21 protein-coding genes are annotated in these 16929 nt (G+C 43.5%); all 21 read left to right on the top strand.

Translation table 11 applies throughout. The features are described 5' to 3' along the window. Positions 1–7 precede the first annotated feature (7 nt). On the top strand, positions 8–1021 hold the full coding sequence (locus F897_RS11915) for an aminoglycoside phosphotransferase family protein (RefSeq protein WP_005236162.1): 1014 nt from the start codon (positions 8–10) through the stop codon (positions 1019–1021). Further along, the gene (gene murU, locus F897_RS11910) at positions 1022–1711 is read left to right on the top strand and encodes an N-acetylmuramate alpha-1-phosphate uridylyltransferase MurU (protein ID WP_005236160.1); all 690 of its coding nucleotides are present in this window, start codon (positions 1022–1024) and stop codon (positions 1709–1711) included. An 85-nt stretch (positions 1712–1796) separates the two neighbouring features. Beyond that, positions 1797–2429, top strand: a complete 633-nt coding sequence (gene rsmG / locus F897_RS11905; protein ID WP_005236158.1) for a 16S rRNA (guanine(527)-N(7))-methyltransferase RsmG — start codon at positions 1797–1799, stop codon at positions 2427–2429. 24 nt (positions 2430–2453) lie between these two features. Next, positions 2454–3236 carry a ParA family protein gene (locus F897_RS11900; RefSeq protein WP_004784019.1) on the top strand — a complete coding sequence of 261 codons (783 nt, stop codon included), beginning with the start codon at positions 2454–2456 and terminating at the stop codon, positions 3234–3236. Then, positions 3233–4120 carry a ParB/RepB/Spo0J family partition protein gene (locus F897_RS11895; protein WP_005236155.1) on the top strand — a complete coding sequence of 296 codons (888 nt, stop codon included), beginning with the start codon at positions 3233–3235 and terminating at the stop codon, positions 4118–4120. The genes F897_RS11900 and F897_RS11895 overlap by 4 nt, the downstream gene beginning before the upstream one ends. Before the next feature lie 37 nt (positions 4121–4157). Next, complete coding sequence (locus tag F897_RS11890) at positions 4158–4799, top strand: MotA/TolQ/ExbB proton channel family protein (RefSeq protein ID WP_005236153.1); 642 nt, start codon at positions 4158–4160, stop codon at positions 4797–4799. Between the two features lie 10 nt (positions 4800–4809). Continuing rightward, a complete protein-coding gene (locus F897_RS11885; protein WP_004784014.1) occupies positions 4810–5232 on the top strand; it encodes an ExbD/TolR family protein in 423 nt (140 codons plus the stop codon). Beyond that, on the top strand, positions 5232–6959 hold the full coding sequence (gene msbA / locus F897_RS11880) for a lipid A export permease/ATP-binding protein MsbA (RefSeq protein WP_005236151.1): 1728 nt from the start codon (positions 5232–5234) through the stop codon (positions 6957–6959). Before F897_RS11885 ends, msbA begins: the two co-directional genes overlap by 1 nt. A 3-nt stretch (positions 6960–6962) precedes the next feature. Then, on the top strand, positions 6963–7967 hold the full coding sequence (gene lpxK, locus F897_RS11875) for a tetraacyldisaccharide 4'-kinase (RefSeq protein WP_005236148.1): 1005 nt from the start codon (positions 6963–6965) through the stop codon (positions 7965–7967). 12 nt (positions 7968–7979) lie between these two features. After that, a complete protein-coding gene (gene kdsB, locus F897_RS11870) occupies positions 7980–8741 on the top strand; it encodes a 3-deoxy-manno-octulosonate cytidylyltransferase (RefSeq protein ID WP_005236146.1) in 762 nt (253 codons plus the stop codon). Positions 8742–8755: 14 nt separating this feature from the next. After that, complete coding sequence (locus F897_RS11865; RefSeq protein ID WP_005236144.1) at positions 8756–9736, top strand: DNA polymerase III subunit delta' C-terminal domain-containing protein; 981 nt, start codon at positions 8756–8758, stop codon at positions 9734–9736. 17 nt (positions 9737–9753) lie between these two features. Then, complete coding sequence (locus F897_RS11860; RefSeq protein WP_005236142.1) at positions 9754–10095, top strand: PilZ domain-containing protein; 342 nt, start codon at positions 9754–9756, stop codon at positions 10093–10095. 27 nt (positions 10096–10122) lie between these two features. Beyond that, entirely contained in the window at positions 10123–10896 is a 774-nt protein-coding gene (locus F897_RS11855; RefSeq protein WP_005236141.1) for a TatD family hydrolase, read from the top strand. Positions 10897–10936: 40 nt separating this feature from the next. Then, the gene (locus F897_RS11850; RefSeq protein WP_005236135.1) at positions 10937–11542 is read left to right on the top strand and encodes a TetR/AcrR family transcriptional regulator; all 606 of its coding nucleotides are present in this window, start codon (positions 10937–10939) and stop codon (positions 11540–11542) included. 18 nt (positions 11543–11560) lie between these two features. Beyond that, on the top strand, positions 11561–12109 hold the full coding sequence (locus F897_RS11845; RefSeq protein ID WP_005236134.1) for a pilus assembly FimT family protein: 549 nt from the start codon (positions 11561–11563) through the stop codon (positions 12107–12109). Beyond that, a complete protein-coding gene (gspI, locus tag F897_RS11840) occupies positions 12099–12683 on the top strand; it encodes a type II secretion system minor pseudopilin GspI (RefSeq protein ID WP_171065451.1) in 585 nt (194 codons plus the stop codon). Before F897_RS11845 ends, gspI begins: the two co-directional genes overlap by 11 nt. Further along, a complete protein-coding gene (gspJ, locus tag F897_RS11835) occupies positions 12680–13306 on the top strand; it encodes a type II secretion system minor pseudopilin GspJ (protein WP_005236133.1) in 627 nt (208 codons plus the stop codon). Before gspI ends, gspJ begins: the two co-directional genes overlap by 4 nt. Before the next feature lie 14 nt (positions 13307–13320). After that, positions 13321–14292 (top strand): type II secretion system minor pseudopilin GspK, encoded by a 972-nt coding sequence (gene gspK / locus F897_RS11830; RefSeq protein WP_005236132.1) that lies wholly within the window; start codon positions 13321–13323, stop codon positions 14290–14292. A 158-nt stretch (positions 14293–14450) separates the two neighbouring features. Continuing rightward, entirely contained in the window at positions 14451–15047 is a 597-nt protein-coding gene (locus F897_RS11825; RefSeq protein WP_005236131.1) for a 6-pyruvoyl trahydropterin synthase family protein, read from the top strand. A gap of 45 nt (positions 15048–15092) precedes the next feature. Next, positions 15093–15806, top strand: coding sequence for a uracil-DNA glycosylase (ung, locus tag F897_RS11820; RefSeq protein ID WP_005236130.1), 714 nt, complete (start codon positions 15093–15095; stop codon positions 15804–15806). After that, complete coding sequence (locus F897_RS11815; RefSeq protein WP_004783991.1) at positions 15803–16924, top strand: enoyl-CoA hydratase/isomerase family protein; 1122 nt, start codon at positions 15803–15805, stop codon at positions 16922–16924. Before ung ends, F897_RS11815 begins: the two co-directional genes overlap by 4 nt. Positions 16925–16929: the final 5 nt, after the last annotated feature.

Genomic DNA, 16929 nt, shown 5'->3' with positions numbered 1-16929 from the left:
ATTGCAAATGAATACTCAACGCGAACAATTGATACAATCTTGGATTGCTTCTGTACTCGGTTCAGATCAATTTGAAACACATTTTTTAGCAGGCGATGCAAGTTTTCGTCGTTATGCACGAATCAAACTGAATAATAAAACATTTATGCTCATGGATGCACCACCAGAAAAAGAAGATTGTGTGCCTTTTGTGACGATTGATGAATTTTTTGATGCCCATGGCGTACGTATTCCACACATCGTGGCCAAAGACCTGGAAAATGGTTTTTTGCTGCTCGAAGATTTTGGTGATGTGCTGTTGTCAAATCTGCTGAATGATCAGACGGTTGATGCCTATTATCAGCAAAGTTTTAAACAGCTGATTCAGCTGCAGTCCATTCCTGGAGAAGGTCAGTTTCCTGCTTATTCTTATGAGAAGCTTATTTCTGAAATGGAGTTGCTGACTGACTGGATGCTACCTGCTCTAAAAATCCAGCCTACTGAAGCGGAATCTGCTTTGATCAAGCGCACATTTGCGATACTGGCGAATGCTGCTTTGGCACAACCTCAAGTCATTGTGCATCGTGATTTTCATAGCCGTAACCTGATGAAAATCGAAAATGAAACCGAACTGGGTGTGATTGATTTTCAGGATGCAGTGATTGGTGCTGATACCTATGACCTGATCTCTATTACCCGTGATGCTTATGTACAGTGGAATGCAGATCGCGTGTATCGCTGGTTTAAAGTGTTCTATGACCTGTTACCAGCAGCGGCAAAACAGGACCGTGATTTCGAACAGTTTAAAAAAGATGCGGATATGATGGCGATTCAGCGTCATATCAAGATTTTAGGTATTTTCGTACGTCTATTTGAGCGAGATGGGAAATCTGGCTATCTAAAAGACCTGCCACGTGTGATGTGGTATCTGCTCGAAGAAACCAAAGACTATCCAGAATTACAGCCATTTATGCAGTTTATTCATGAAAAAGTGATGCCAGCTTTTGAAGCAAAATATGGTTCATACGAGGTAGCGGCCTAAATGAAAGCGATGATTCTCGCGGCTGGCTTGGGCAACCGCATGCGTCCTTTAACTTTGTATACGCCAAAACCTTTGCTGGAAGTGGGTGGTAAGCCGCTAATTGTCTGGCATATTGAAAAACTGGCTGCGATGGGCGTGAATGAAATTGTCATCAATACGGCTTGGTTGGGTGAAAAACTAGCTCAGGCCTTGGGTGACGGTTCACAGTTCGGTATCAAGATTTTATGGTCACATGAAGGTGAAGGGCTGGAAACAGCCGGTGGCATTATTAATGCTTTACCACTCCTGGGTGATGAGCCTTTTATTCTGGTCAATGGTGATGTCTGGACAACCATGGACTTTGCACCTTTATTGAATGTTGAGCTGGGTGAAAATCTGGCACATCTGGTTTTGGTACAAAACCCGGAGCAGCACCCTAACGGTGATTTTACACTTGCAGACGGCAAGGCTTATACCTTTGATCAGCAGGTGGCGGGTGAAAACCTGACTTTTAGTGGTGTATCGGTGATTCATCCGAAAATGTTTGCAGGCTTAGAGGCTGGAAAACGTCCTTTAGCACCACTATTAAAAGCAGCAATGCTGGAAAACAAGATTGCTTCTTCTAAATTGACAGGTATTTGGGTGGATGTGGGAACACCTGAGCGTTTGAATGCATTGGATTTAATGATCCGAGAAGGGAAGTCTGCTTAAGTGAATATTCACTAAGCACTCCCTACTGTGCCAATATAGAGAAAACGGTATACTTCCACTTAACTTTTTCGAGCGTTGATTGTTTATGCACACGTTTTTTCAAGAACTAAAGCAGGGTAGCCAGGCTTTAGGTTTAGAGCTGTCTGATGAAGCTTTAAATTTATTACTCAAGTACCAGGACGCTTTGGTGCTGTGGAATAAAGCATACAATTTGACTGCAATTCGTGATCCTAAGGAAATGCTAGTTAAGCATCTGCTTGACAGTTTGAGTATTCTAAAGGATTTGCCTGCAGGTCGTTTGCTCGACATCGGGACTGGTGGTGGTATGCCGGGCATGATCATTGCTTTATGTCAGCCTGAGCGTGAATGTGTACTACTGGATTCAAACGGTAAAAAAATTCGTTTCCTGAAGCAGTTTATTGCAGACCTAAAATTAAAAAATGTCATTGCAGTACAAACCCGTGTGGAAAATGAAGACAGTATCAATGAGCTGGGTCAGTTTGATGTGATTACCAGTCGTGCATTTGCTTCATTGACAGATTTTGTGAATGCATCTAAACCGTATATACATGAGCAGAGTATTATTGCTTCCATGAAAGGTTTGATTCCTGAAGAGGAAGTGGCAGCGTTAAAAGATGAATTTAGCTGTCAGATTATTGAACTGAAGGTTCCGCGCTTGGACGAACAACGTCATTTACTTCTATTAAAACGTATTTAAAATTTTTGAAGGATCGGGGTCAACATGGCACAAATTATTGCGATTGCCAACCAGAAAGGTGGTGTCGGTAAAACCACAACCGCAGTAAATTTGGCGGCATCTCTCGCTGTGTTAAAAAAACGCGTTTTGCTTGTGGATATGGATTCTCAAGGTAACGCGACCATGGGATCGGGGATTCAGAAAAATGACCTGCTGTATTCAGTGACTGATGTATTGCTAGGTGAAGTGCCGATTGAAACTGCGATTACTAAAGCTGAAGTCGGATATAAGGTTTTAGGGGCAAACCGTGATCTGGCTGGTGTGGAGCTGGCGATTGCCGAGCAAAAAGGCCGTGAATTCATTTTGCGTGAAGCTTTGCAGGAAATTGAATCCTCATTCGACTATATCATTGTTGATTGTGCACCAAGCTTAAGCCTGATCACCGTGAATGCATTGGCAGCGGTGGATGGTGTCATCATCCCGATGCAATGCGAATATTATGCATTGGAAGGTCTGGCTGATCTGACACAAACCATTGACCGCATTCAGCAGGCACTTAATCCAGACCTACAGATCGTGGGTGTATTGCGTACCATGTATGATGCTCGAAATGCCTTGACCCGTGATGTCTCGGAAGAGTTGGAACAATATTTTGGTAAAAAACTTTATGAAACCGTGATTCCACGTAATATCCGTCTGGCTGAAGCGCCGGCACATGGTCTACCAGTGATTTATTTTGAAAAAAGTTCAAAGGGTGCAGTTGCTTACTTAAATCTGGCAGCTGAAGTATTAAAGAAAAGTAAAGTGAAAAAAGGAAGTAAAGCATGACCGTCAAGAAACGTGGACTCGCCAAAGGTCGTGGTTTAGATGCCTTGCTGGGATCAATTCAAAAAGAAAAATTACAACTCGAAGCACAAGGTCTTGATCATGGTCAGTTGAAACAGATTGATGTCAATCTGCTGAAACGTGGTGAATATCAGCCACGTCGCTATATCAATGAGCAGGATCTGCAGGAATTGGCAGCATCGATTGAAAAGCATGGCATCATGCAACCGATCGTGATCCGTCCGGTCGATGATGAACGCTATCCATACGAGATTATTGCGGGTGAGCGTCGCTGGCGTGCGGCACAACTGGCAGGCCTGACTGAAGTTCCTGCGATTGTGCGTGAGCTGAATGATCAGGTCGCAATTGCATTAGCTTTAATCGAAAACATTCAGCGCCAGGACCTGAACCCGATTGATCAGGCGATGGCTTTGCAGCGTTTCCATGACGAGTTTGGTTTAAGCCATCAGGAAATTGCCGATACTGTCGGTAAGGCGCGTACCACAGTGAGCAATCTGCTGCGTCTGCTAACTCTGGCTGAAGAAGTAAAAGACTTTATGCAGCAGGGCTTGCTGGATATGGGACATGCACGTGCCATCCTGACTTTGAAGGCTAAAGATCAGCTTAGAGTTGCTGAGATGGTCATTGAAAAAAGCCTATCAGTACGCCAAACCGAACAGTTGGTACGCGACTACAATGCACCGAAAACAGAAAAACCAAAAGCAGCGATTGCGCCAGACATTCAGCAGCTGACTCAGCGTCTGTCTGAGCGCTTTAGTGCGGATGTTAAAATTGACTACAACAAGCAAGGAAAAGGCAAGCTGGTCATTAGCTATCATTCTTTAGAAGAGCTGGACGGGATTCTTTCGATCCTGGGCGAAGAATAATTAATTTAAAATTTGTTTTTATTGGGGAATAAATCAGATGTGGGAATTGGTTAAAGCAGGCGGCTGGTTGATGCTGCCGCTAGTATTGTGTTCGATATTTATGCTGGCGATTTCAGTTGAGCGCTTCATTCGTTTAAAAAAGAGTCTGGTACTGCCCAACTCACTTCTGATAGGTCCTGCACAAAATGCAGACCAAGCCATGCAAAAGCTGCAACAGAGTTCAGCTTTGAAAAACAGTACTTTGGGTCGTGTATTTACTGCTGGTTTTGAAGCGCGTCACCATTCTGAGCAATATGCTCGTGCCCAGATGGAAGTGATAGCTTCACAGGAAATTGGCTATCTGGAAAAAAATATTAATTTTCTGGGTACTTTGAGCGCAGTAGCGCCTTTACTCGGTTTGCTGGGTACAGTCATTGGGATTATCGAATCATTTTTAATGATTGATGTCGGTACTAATAGTGACCCGGTGTTAATGATGCCCGGTATTTCCAAAGCACTGATCACAACAGCAGCGGGTATGTTGATTGCTATTCCTGCTTTATTTGCACATCGTTATTTCCAGCGGCTGGTTCAGGAATATGTGGCGGAACTTGAACAGCAGGCAACCTTATTTCATGCCAATCTGTTCTATTTGAATGCTTCAGATGATGTAGAAGAACGCATCAAGAAAGCAAGCTAGGAGCAGGGGCATGAAATTTAAACGTAACCAGGTGGAAGATGTACATATCAATCTGACGCCCATGATTGATTGCCTGCTATTTATTTTGGTCTTTCTGCTGCTTTCAACCACATTTAACCAGATGAGCCGGATGAACCTGACGCTTCCAGATGCGCAAGGTGTGCCGCCCAAGAATTTTGACCAGAAAATTGAAGTGATTGTGGATGCCAATGGCCACTATGCCGTGAATGGTCAATCTATTGCCAGTAAAGATGCAGCAGATTTAAATACGGCAATTAAACAGATTTCGAATGAACGTCGTGATTTAATGTTTGTCATTGCCGCTGATGCAAAAGCGACACATCAGGATGTTATTCGTGTCATGGACGTTGCAGGGCAACTTGGCTTTGTTAATGTCAACATCAGTACGAAAGTACCAACTCGAGGTTATTAGTGAAGCACGATTTTAAGGTCTATCTTCGCCTTTTAAACTATTTAAAACCATTTTGGGGCACAGCCTTAATTGTCCTGCTTGGTTTCTCTATGAATGCGGCGACAGAAGTTTCTGTAGCCAAATTACTGGAATATATCATTGAGGCGATACAAAACAGAGACCAGGGTTTCACCTTACTTTTCCCATTCTTAGTGGTAGTACTGATGTTCTTCCGGGGCTTAGGCCTATTCCTCGGTGGGTATTATACGGCGGTCATCTCCCGTAATCTGGTATTTAATATTCGTCAGGAAGTCTTTGCCAAAATATTGCGTTTGCCTGCGCAATATTTTCTGGACAATACCAGTGGTCATATTACGGCCAAAATTATGTATAACGTTGAGCAGCTCACCGCAGCCTCAACTGAAGCACTTAGAACGATCATTCAGCAAGGTCTGATCACAATTGCCTTATTGGGATATCTTTTATATACCAACTGGCGTTTAACCATGTGTATTCTGATCTTTGGACCTGTGATTGGTTTTGTGATCAGTAAAGCCTCAAAAAGGATGCGCAAGCTATCACAACAGGTTCAGGACACCATGGGTGATGTGAACCATGTGGTTCAGGAAACGGTAAATGCCAATCTGATTGTCAAGGGTTTTGGTGGTCAGATTTATGAGCAGGAACGTTTTAAACAGAATTCTTTGGAAAACCTGCGCCGTGGCTTAAAGATGGTGGCAGTACAGCAGCTGAACAGTCCAGTGGTGCAGCTGATCATGTCAGTTTCACTTAGTATCGTGATGTATATTGCATTGCGCCCACAAATTCTGGGAGATACTACTGCGGGTGAATTTGTTGCTTATATTACAGCTGCAGGCATGTTGGCGCGACCAATCAAGACATTAACTGATGTGAATGAAAAAATTCAGCGTGGTATGGCGGCCGCACATTCTGTGTTTGAATTGCTAGATATGCCTGAAGAGCATAATACTGGCAAACTCAATGATACCTTAAAAGGCAATATTCAATTTAAAGATGTCAATCTGGTTTATGGCGATGGTCACCATGCGATTCATGACTTTAACCTGGAAGTGAGAGCGGGCGAGACTGTCGCATTGGTTGGACGTTCAGGAGCAGGCAAAACCTCTCTAGTGAATCTATTGGTACGTTATCAGGAAGCTACATCCGGGCAAATTTTACTGGATCAAAAACCGATTACTGATTATGAGTTGACTGCTTTACGTACCCAGATCGCGATGGTAAACCAGCAGGTAGTGCTGTTTAACCGTACTGTCCGTGAAAATATTGCTTATGGCCAGCTAGAAAGTGCGAGTGATGAAGAAATCATTGTAGCAGCAAAAGCCGCCTATGCGCATGATTTCATTATGGCCTTGCCACAAGGTTATGATACGCCACTAGGTGCTCAAGGTCTGAATCTGTCAGGTGGTCAGCGTCAGCGTATTGCGATCGCCCGTGCTATTCTGAAAAATGCACCGATCCTGATTCTGGATGAAGCGACTAGTGCGCTGGATAACGAATCTGAATACTTTATTCAGCGTGCCTTTGATCAGGCGATGCAAGATCGGACTACGATTGTGATTGCGCATCGTCTATCAACAATTGAAAATGCCGATCGCATTGTCGTGATGGATCAAGGTCGTATTATTGAGCAGGGTAATCATGCTGAGCTGATTGCACGCCAAGGTGCTTATTATCAGCTGCACCAACGTAATTTCGAGGAACATTAAGTCATGGCTTTGGCACAGATCATTCAGGATGCTTGGAATACACAGGCAAAGTGGCTGGTTGTGCTGCGTCCTTTGTCCTGGCTTTACCGCTTGGGTTTTGTCAGCAATCACTGGCTTTACCGTAAAGGGATCAAGAAAAGTTATACCGCACCTATTCCAGTAATGGTGATTGGGAATATTACCGTAGGTGGGAGTGGTAAAACACCTTTGCTGATTCATCTGGTGGATTACCTTAATGAAAAAGGCTTACGGATTGGTGTGATCAGCCGAGGTTATGGTGGTAAAGGTCCTTTTCCTGCTTATGTCGATTTAAATACCTTGCCTGAAGTGGTAGGGGATGAACCAGCCTTAATTGTCCAAGCGACTGGTGTGCCGATGGCTGTGGGGCCAAATCGCCAGAAGAGCATTGAGCTTTTGCTAGAAAAGCATGCACTGGATTTAATTATTTGTGATGACGGTTTGCAGCACTGGGCTTTAAATCGGCAGATTGAATGGATTGTGCTGGATAATAACCGAGGCTTGGGTAACCAGAAACTTTTACCTGAAGGTTATCTGCGTGAACCCGTTACCCGCTTAGAAGAGGGTACCGTAATTGAACATGCAGTAAATCCAGTTTTGCCTTTGCATATGCATCTTGCAGCCTCTCAGCCCTATCTATTAAATCAGGATGTCATCAAAAGCTTTGATCCAACTGCGGCTTTTTATGCAGTAGTCGGCATCGGTTTTCCGCAGCGTTTTTATCAAACGCTAGAACATCTGGGGCTGCAGCAATTTCAGTGTCACGAATTTCCAGACCATCATGATTATGAAATTGAAGACCTGCAATTCGATGACAATAGTCCGATTATTACTACTGAAAAAGATGCAGTTAAAATTATGGCATTACTCAAACAGTATCCAGATTATCAGCGGGATATCTGGGTGGTGCCGGTCGATGCAGTCTTGTCACCTGCCTGTTATACAATATTGCAGCAGCAATTAGAGCAACAGGGTATTTCTATTTCTTAAGGTTTATTTACGATGAAACATATAGTTATTCCTGCACGCTTCTCCAGTTCACGTTTGCCGGGTAAACCTTTGCTGGAAATCCATGGTCGTCGAATGATTCTGCGTGTCGTGGATCAGGCTAAAAAAGTGCAGGGCTTTGATGACCTGTGTGTGGCGACAGATGATGAACGTATTGCAGAAGTTTGCCGTGTTGAAGGCGTTGATGTGGTCCTGACTTCAGCAGATCATCCATCAGGTACAGATCGTCTAAGCGAGGTAGCTCGAATCAAGGGGTGGGCGAGTGATGACATTATCGTAAATGTGCAGGGTGATGAACCTTTATTGCCAGCCCAGTTAGTTAAACAGGTCGCGCAACTCTTAGAAGATCAACCAGCTTGCTCAATGTCGACTCTGTGTGAGCCAATTCATCATTTAGAGGAATTTAAGCGTGACAGCATTGTTAAGGTTGTGATGTCTAAGCACAATCAGGCCCTGTATTTTAGTCGTGCTACGATTCCTTATGACCGTGATGGTGCCAAACTGGCTAAACAAAAACTGCATGATTGGGCTTATCGTCATTTGGGTTTATATGCTTACCGAGTAAAACTGCTACAGGAATATGTAACCTGGGAAATAGGTGTGCTGGAAAAACTGGAATCTTTAGAACAGTTACGTGTACTGGAAAATGGTCACCGTATTGCCATTGCTGTGGCAGAAGCCAATTTACCGCCAGGTGTCGATACGCAGGAAGATCTGGACCGCCTGAACCAGATGGATCCATCTTCTTTTGCTTAATTTGAGAATTCTCCATGCCGCTTGATGTCAATGCACAGATTTATCCATGGCAGCAACAGGTTTGGGAAACGCTAACCGGGCGTTTTCCTAAGCTTGGACATGGTTTGTTATTCTATGGAAAAAAAGGCTGTGGTAAAGAAGCCTTTGCCCAGCAGTTTCTGGCCTGGGTTTTATGCCTGAACCGTCAGCCTGATGGGCCATGCGGTGAGTGTGGTAGCTGTCAGTGGTTAAAAGCGGATACCCATCCGAATTACGTCTATATCAGTACTGATGAAGACAATAAAAAACAGAATGCCAAAATTAAAATTGAAAAAATCCGTGATCTTCTGCCTTTTGTACAGCAGACCGTGGATGGCTGGCGCGTCGTTGTCATTGAACCCGCTGAAGCATTAAATATTGCCTCTTCTAATGCCTTGCTGAAAACTCTGGAAGAACCGGGTGAAAATATTGTCATCATTTTACTTGCGGATCATTATCTGAAATTGCCTGCAACTATTCGCAGCCGTTTACAGCATTTTGCTTTGGACCGGATTTCATCAGTGCAATTCGGTGAATATGTAGAAGTGCAATTACCTGAAGCAGGTTCGAGCCAGCAGCAGTTATTGATGAATTTATCCAATCAGATGCCTTTGCAAGCGGTTGAGGTTGCACAAAGTTCATGGCTGCCACTACGTCAGGAATTCATAGAAGACTGGAAAAAACTGGCTATTCAAAAAAATATGCCCATGGCAATTGCGACCAAATGGAATAAAAGCCTGAGTTTTGGTGAATTTGGTCAAATGTTTGAATACTTGTTGTCCGATTTAATTTGTGTCAAGCTAAATCAGGCCGTAAAAAACATTGATCTGGACTTTAATGTATTGGCCGAACAATATTCATTGGAAACACTTTTTGAAATTTATGAGGATTTTCAGCGAGCCAAACAATATCTTGAGCAGAATGTACAAAGTAATCTGGTGCTCGATGAATTGTGTATCAAGCTGATGAATCTTTAGCTTAAGGGGAAAACAAGATGCAACCACGTATGGGCGGTATTATTCAGGCCAATATTCCGGATATTGAAACGTTATTTGCCAGTTATATGCCATATGTTGTAGGTGGTGGACTTTTTATTCCTTCCAAGCAACCAGTCAAGCTGGGTGAAGAAGTATTTGTTTTGACGACTTTACCTGAACAGACGCAGAAAATTCCATTAACCGGAAAAGTAATCTGGATATCTCAAAAGCAGAATGGCATCAAGCCACAAGGTTTTGGGATTCAGCTCACCGGTGAAAAAGGCGTTTTCTTCAAAAATGAAGCAGATCGTCTGGTTGCAGGTCTTAAATCTGATGGACGTAAAAGTTACACTATGTAGTTAATTTACCTTCGGTAGGAACTCATTGTGTTTGTAGATACTCATTGTCATTTAACACTGCTCGATTTAACACCTTATAATGGTGATCTGGATCAGGCGCTTGTTCAGGCCCGTGAAGCAGGCGTATCCAAGTTTATGAGTATCTCGGTGGATCTGGATGATCATATCGAGCTGGCTAAAATCGCTGCCCGTCATCCTGATGTCGGTTATACCGTCGGTGTACATCCTTGCGAAGATGCGGCAACGATGGCGCGTGCGACTACTGAATATCTGGTTGAACTGGCACAGCCAGAAAAAGTCTGGGCGTTGGGTGAAACGGGGCTCGATTATTATCACAGCACCGATTTTATTGCCGAGCAAAAAGACTGTTTTGCCCGTCATATTCATGCCTCACAAATTGTGAAAAAACCTGTCGTTGTGCATACCCGTTCTGCCAAGCATGACACGGTTGATATTATTCGTGCAGAGAAATCTACCCATGGCATTTTGCACTGTTTTACCGAAGACTGGGAAACCGCTAAAGCTGTTTTAGACTGCGGTTACTATGTGTCTTTCTCCGGTATTGTTTCTTTTAAAAATGCCCAGGATTTGCGTGACGTTGCCAAACAGGTTCCACTTGATCGTGTTTTAATCGAAACGGATAGTCCTTACCTTGCTCCAATGCCATATCGTGGCAAATCTAATGAACCAAAATACGTTCCTTATGTAGCCAAAGCCCTTTGCGATGTATATGATAAGTCGCTAGAAGAAATGGCTTATATCACAAAGCAGAACTTTGAGAATCTTCTGAATTCGAAGTAAATAAAGTTAGATAAGAGTACAAGAGAGTTATAGGGTGAAGATGGATCGTCAGGCTCAGTTTCGAGCAAGAGAAACCTTGATTTTTCAAGTCGCAGAACAGTTACTGCTAGAAAATGGTGAAGCCGGGATGACCCTGGATGCACTGGCAGCAGAACTGGATCTGGCCAAAGGCACTCTTTACAAGCATTTTCAGAGTAAAGATGAATTGTACATACTGCTGATTATCCGTAATGAGCGCATGTTGCTGGAAATGATTCAGGATAGTGACAAGGCTTTTCCTGAACATCTGGCTTTCTTTATGTTGCACCATCTGCATCACCCTGAACGTACTGTCCTTTTTCATCAGATTGAAGAACGTCTTTCTACAACAGGTGTTGGAATTCAGCATCTGTTTAGCGAACTTTATCAGGTGCGCAAACAGCGCTTACGTCTGATTATCCGTATGACTGAAAGCTATCTGGCTTCAATCAATAGCAGCATGTCGGTGCGTGATTATCTGGCCTCAATCTGGTCATTGACCCATGGTGCAGCTGCTATTCTTAACTCCAGTTTCTACCAGCGCTATCTTGGTTCACGCGATACCTTGCGCGTTGCCCTTATTGATCAAGCTTTAGCTTTACCGAAACAGGTTCATCCTGCCGAGTAGTTCGCCTAAGAGTTGCCTATGATCAGATCACATCACGCCTCCATTCGTGGATTCACTCTAATCGAAGTGATGGTGGTGATTGTGATTATGAGTATTATGGCATCACTAGTTGTATTGAATATTGGTGGGGTAGATCAGCGCAAGGCAATGCAGACGCGGGAAGTCCTGTTACTGGATTTGCAGCGGATCTTGCGGGAAGCTAATGATCAATCCCGTATTCTTGCGCTTGATGTTCAGGCTGCCACTGATATTTCACCATTTCGCTACGGGGTCGTGGAATATCGTTCACCTAATCAGGCAGAACCGACTTTAAATCAGCAGAAATGGCAAAGTTATGCGGAGTTTAATCTGCGCAATTTACCAGAACAGGTCTCTTTCCGGATTCAGCCTTTAGAGCAACGTTATAATAATGCCCAAAATCGGGATCTTACTGAAGCCAATGCACCCAAGCTGATCTGGTTAGGCAATGGTGAAGTTAAACCGGTCAGAATCCAGTTTTATCTGGAAGATCGTGAAGTAGGCAATCCGATTGAAATTGATCACTTGGGTAAAGTCCATGAAAGCTAGGGTTTTCAAGCAGAGTGCCGGAGCTGATGTAATCAAGCCATTTAAGTCAAATGCTGATCGTGCGCACTCCGGGCATAGCTCTTCGTCTTGCGCAGCGGTGAAACAGCATTTCACTCATCGCGGCTCCTCAAGCACAGCTTTTGGACTTTCTTGCGCGACAATGCCGCTCAGGTCGAGTATTACTCGACTTAATCGTGCCTCAGGATTTACCTTGCTGGAAGTGATGGTTGCGCTGGCGATTTTTGCCACAGCAGCCATGACCCTGACTAAAGTTGCCATGCAATATACCCAATCGACTTCGAATGCCATTTTGAGAACCCAAGCCCAGTTTGTTGCCTTGAATGAAGCGGCACTGATGGAAATCAATCAGCAGTGGCTCACTGGTACTGAATCTAAACAACTCACCCAGCAGGGCGAAACCTGGCAAATTGATAAGCGCAGTGAGCCTACTGTAAGTCCTAATGTACAACGTATTGAATTACAGGTGAGTCTGGTCAACACTGAAACCGGTCAGGCAGAAAATGGAATTAGCAGCTTGATGTTCTTTAATCACCGGATGAATGAAGCGCCATGAAGTCAAAGGGATTTACGCTGGTCGAACTACTGGTTGCTATTGCTATTTTCGCCGTACTGTCTGCTCTAAGCTGGAAAGTATTTGATTATATTATACAAACCAAAGACCGTAATGCGGTGCATGAACAGCGCTTAAGTCAGTTGCAAGATACTTATCAGCAGATCTTGCGTGATACGGTACAGGCGGTGCCTTTAACGGCCAATATTAATGGTGATATTCAGCCGGCACTGGTTTTGCAAAACGGGCGTTTTAACTTTAGTAAGACTGGAGTTACCGATCCTCTGGAAGAGGGGATTTCTCCAGATGAACGGGTTGAATATCAGTACCGGGCAGATGAACAAAAACTATATCGCTTGAAATACCGGAATTTAAACCAGACCGGTCGTGATCAACCTGAATCCAGTGTGTTGTTGTCCGATGTTGAGCAGTTTCAGATCGTAGTGCTTAATCCGAATGAAATGACCCAATGGCCAGACTCATCATTTGATTTAAATCAGGTTGAGCAAAAACAGCGCTTGCCCAAAGGCATTAAAATCAACTTAATGGTTAATGGGGTCAGTTATGAGTGGATTTTCAGTTTATTGAATACAGATTTCCTGCTTGAAACCCAAAAGTTAACCTGACAAAGAATAATAAAATGCAGATGAACAAAGCAATGATGATCAAACAGCAGAAGGGGATTGCTCTGATTACCATTCTAGTGATGGTGGCTCTTGCAACTATTTTGGCTGCGACTATTGCTAAACGTCAGGCTGCAACTGCTGAAAGTACCGCTTATTTAATGCGACAAAACCAGTCTTTGATGTATGCCAAAAGTGCTGAAGCGTTTTTTTCTGAATTACTTGTGGATGACGCAGAGAATGCTGCTGAAGTTGATCATTTAAATGAAACCTGGGCGCAGCCGATGCCAGCTTTTCCGGTTGAAGATGGTTATGTTTCGGGAATACTGCAAGATGAATCAGGTAAGTTTAATTTAAATAGCCTGATTACAGCTGAAGGTACGGTAAATGAAAATGCTAAAGCTTGGTTCGAGCTGATATTAAAACGTGCTGGATTGCCAGAGCAGTTGAGTGAAGCTGTGATCGACTGGCAGGATGAAGATGAAATGCCAAGTGGCCCAATGGGTGCAGAATCTAATTATTATCAGGGCTTGCCGAATGGTTCTCTGCCTCCAAATACCAAATTTCATAGCGTTGAAGAGCTGAAACTGGTACGAGGCTTTGAAGAAAACAAGTACAAACTAATCGCACCTTATCTCAGTGCTGCGCCTGTAGAAGACAGTACAGTCAATATTAATACCGCATCTGCATTTCTTTTGGCGAGCATGGATGAAAAGCTGGATGTGAATGCTGTGCAGCAATTGCTGGATCACCGTCAGGCGAATCTGGAATATTTTTCCAATGTGGCTGATCTCTGGACACTAGAACCCTTTGCTCAGGTGGATGCAGCCAAACATAACCTGTTTAATAACCTGCTTGGAGTGCAATCCAATCACTTTAAAGCACGTATCGAAGTGATGCTGAGTGAACGTAAACGTCAGTTTAGTAGTGATCTGGTGCGGCAGGACAAGAAGGTTTATGTTGCCTATCGAAGCATGGCGCCTTTTTAAAATATCATCATTTTAGAATGCTCTCATTTCTTGAATTTGATTCGCGTAGCCTTAATCCCTTTTCCCTATCATGATGAACTGCAAAATTAATCCTCATAGGTTTACTTTTGCTTTATAATTGAAATTAATTCACCTATTTTTTGACGACATTACGGCATATGTTAATTCGTAAGTTATTTAAGTTTGAAAATGCTCATATTGTGCGTAACTGCACCTCGGATCGCTGTAAACGTTCGATCCACGGTCACAGTTATAAAGTTGAGTTATTGCTGAAAGCGTCGAAGTTGGATCATGGCCAGATGGTATATGATTTTGGTCTGCTCAAAGGGGTGATTAAGGATTTCTTTGATTCTTTTGACCATGCGATCTGCTTCTGGCAAAAAGATGATCCTGAATATATTCAGGCATGTAAAAACTTTAGTGCACGCTGGGTATCTTTGCCAGTTTCACCGTCTGCAGAACAGTTTTCACGTATTTTCTTCTTCTTGGCTCAGCAGGTATTGACATCCACCATTACTCAGAATGGTGAAGGGGATGTTGAAGTTTACTCTGTGATTGTCCATGAAACTGATACAGGCTATGCGCAAAGCTTCCTGGAAGATATCCAGAATGAACAGATGGGTCCACTTAGCCTGGAACAGATTGAATTCTCGGAGCAGGTCCGGGCAGAATGGACAGATTCAGAGATGTTTGCGAAACTGAAACAGGGTCTTCCATTTCATAATCCGGCTGTGGATTTGCAAGTCCAGCCTTAAAAATTCGAATATAAACGCAGACTGACATAGATTTAGGATTGAAGCATGTCTTTAAATGAACAGCAAATTGCCAAACTGAATAAAGTTCAGTTAGATGACAGCTGGAAATATGGACTCAGTGATTTTTTACTGAGCCCGAAAATGGATGCGTTAAAAACGTTTTTAATTGAAGAAAAAAAAGCAGACAAGGTAATTTACCCACCAAATCACCTGATTTTTAATGCTTTGAATACAACGCCATTAGACCGGGTCAAAGTGGTCATCATTGGTCAGGACCCTTATCATGGCCCGAATCAGGCGCATGGTTTAAGCTTCTCGGTGCAAAAAGGGGTTGCATTACCTCCATCTTTACGTAATATTTTTCATGAGTTACATAATGATTTAGGCGTAAAAATCCCTAAACATGGTGATTTAACTCATTGGGCGGAACAGGGTGTACTTCTGCTCAACGCTGTACTGACTGTAGAGGCAGCACAGCCAACTTCACATCAGAAACGTGGCTGGGAGGAATTCACAGATCACGTCATTGATGTATTGAATGAACAACGTGAACATATCGTTTTTATTCTTTGGGGCGCATACGCACAGCGTAAAGGACAGCGCATTGATCAAAATAAACACCTGGTCTTAAAGGCAGCACATCCTTCGCCTTTGTCAGCAAACCGGGGTGGTTTTTTTGGTTGTAAAGTTTTTTCGAAAACAAATAATTATCTCAAACAACATGGCATTGAGCCTATAGATTGGCAGCTGGACGCATGACTTATTCTCCTGTAACTACACCTTACCATCCGGACCTGATTGTTGAACAAGCCAATAATGGCTGGCGCATTGTTCGTCTGAATCGTCCAAAATCATTACACGCTTTAGATGAATCTCTGGTTTCAGCATTGCTAGAAGTCTTTCAGGACTTTCATACAGATGACAGCGTAAAAGCGATCTGGCTGGATTCAACTACCCCGAAAGCATTTTGTGCCGGTGGCGATGTACGTAAGCTGCGTCAGTTAGTAATTAATGATGAAGTGGCAACCGCCAATAAGTTTTTTGAACAGGAATATGCGCTAGATTTATTACTGCATAACTATGCCAAGCCGGTATTGGTGTGGGGTGAAGGTTATGTTATGGGTGGTGGTTTAGGCCTGTTTATGGCGGCTCCATTCCGTTTGGTGACGCCGTATTCACGTCTGGCCATGCCTGAGATTAATATTGGTTTATATCCAGATGTGGGTGCGACCCGCTTCCTAGCAGACCGTGGAGCGATTGGCCTGTTTACAGGTTTAACAGGTTCCATTATGACTGCTGCGGGTGCTTACGGTATTGGCTGGGCGACTCATATCTGTGATGCACAACGTGATTCAGTGTTAGATAAGGTCGTGAATATAGACTGGGAACATTATCCAGCTGGGGATTTCCGTGCGATTGATGACACCTTGAATAGCATGCACCGTCCGGTAGGCCCGGGTCCTTTGCAAAACTCACTGGATGTAATCCACAGTGTATGTCGTGGCGTAAACTTCGAGCACGATTATGAATCGATTATTGGTTTAAGTGATGCGCGCAGTGACTGGTTGCGTCAGGCCAGCGAAAACCTGCAAAAAGGTTCACCTGCAACCGCTGCTCTAAGCTGGTTATTATGGCAATGGGGTAAACAGGTTCATTCCTGGAATGAAATTTTCGAACTGGAAACCCAGATTTCAGACTGGAAAATCCGTCATCCTGACTTTGTTGAAGGCGTGCGTGCACGTCTGGTCGATAAAGATCTGTCTCCAGAATGGCAAAAGGGTAGTGATTTAAGCCTGAAAGGCATTTTGTCTCAGAATCCACCAGTAACCACCATTGAAAGCTGGAATGAGTTACTCAAACACTATGGTGTGATTTAAGTCTG

This window comes from Acinetobacter variabilis (genome assembly GCF_000369625.1).
Taxonomy (GTDB): domain Bacteria; phylum Pseudomonadota; class Gammaproteobacteria; order Pseudomonadales; family Moraxellaceae; genus Acinetobacter; species Acinetobacter variabilis.
The sequence above is the reverse complement of the archived record's forward strand: the minus strand, read 5'-3'. Positions and strand labels throughout refer to the sequence as shown.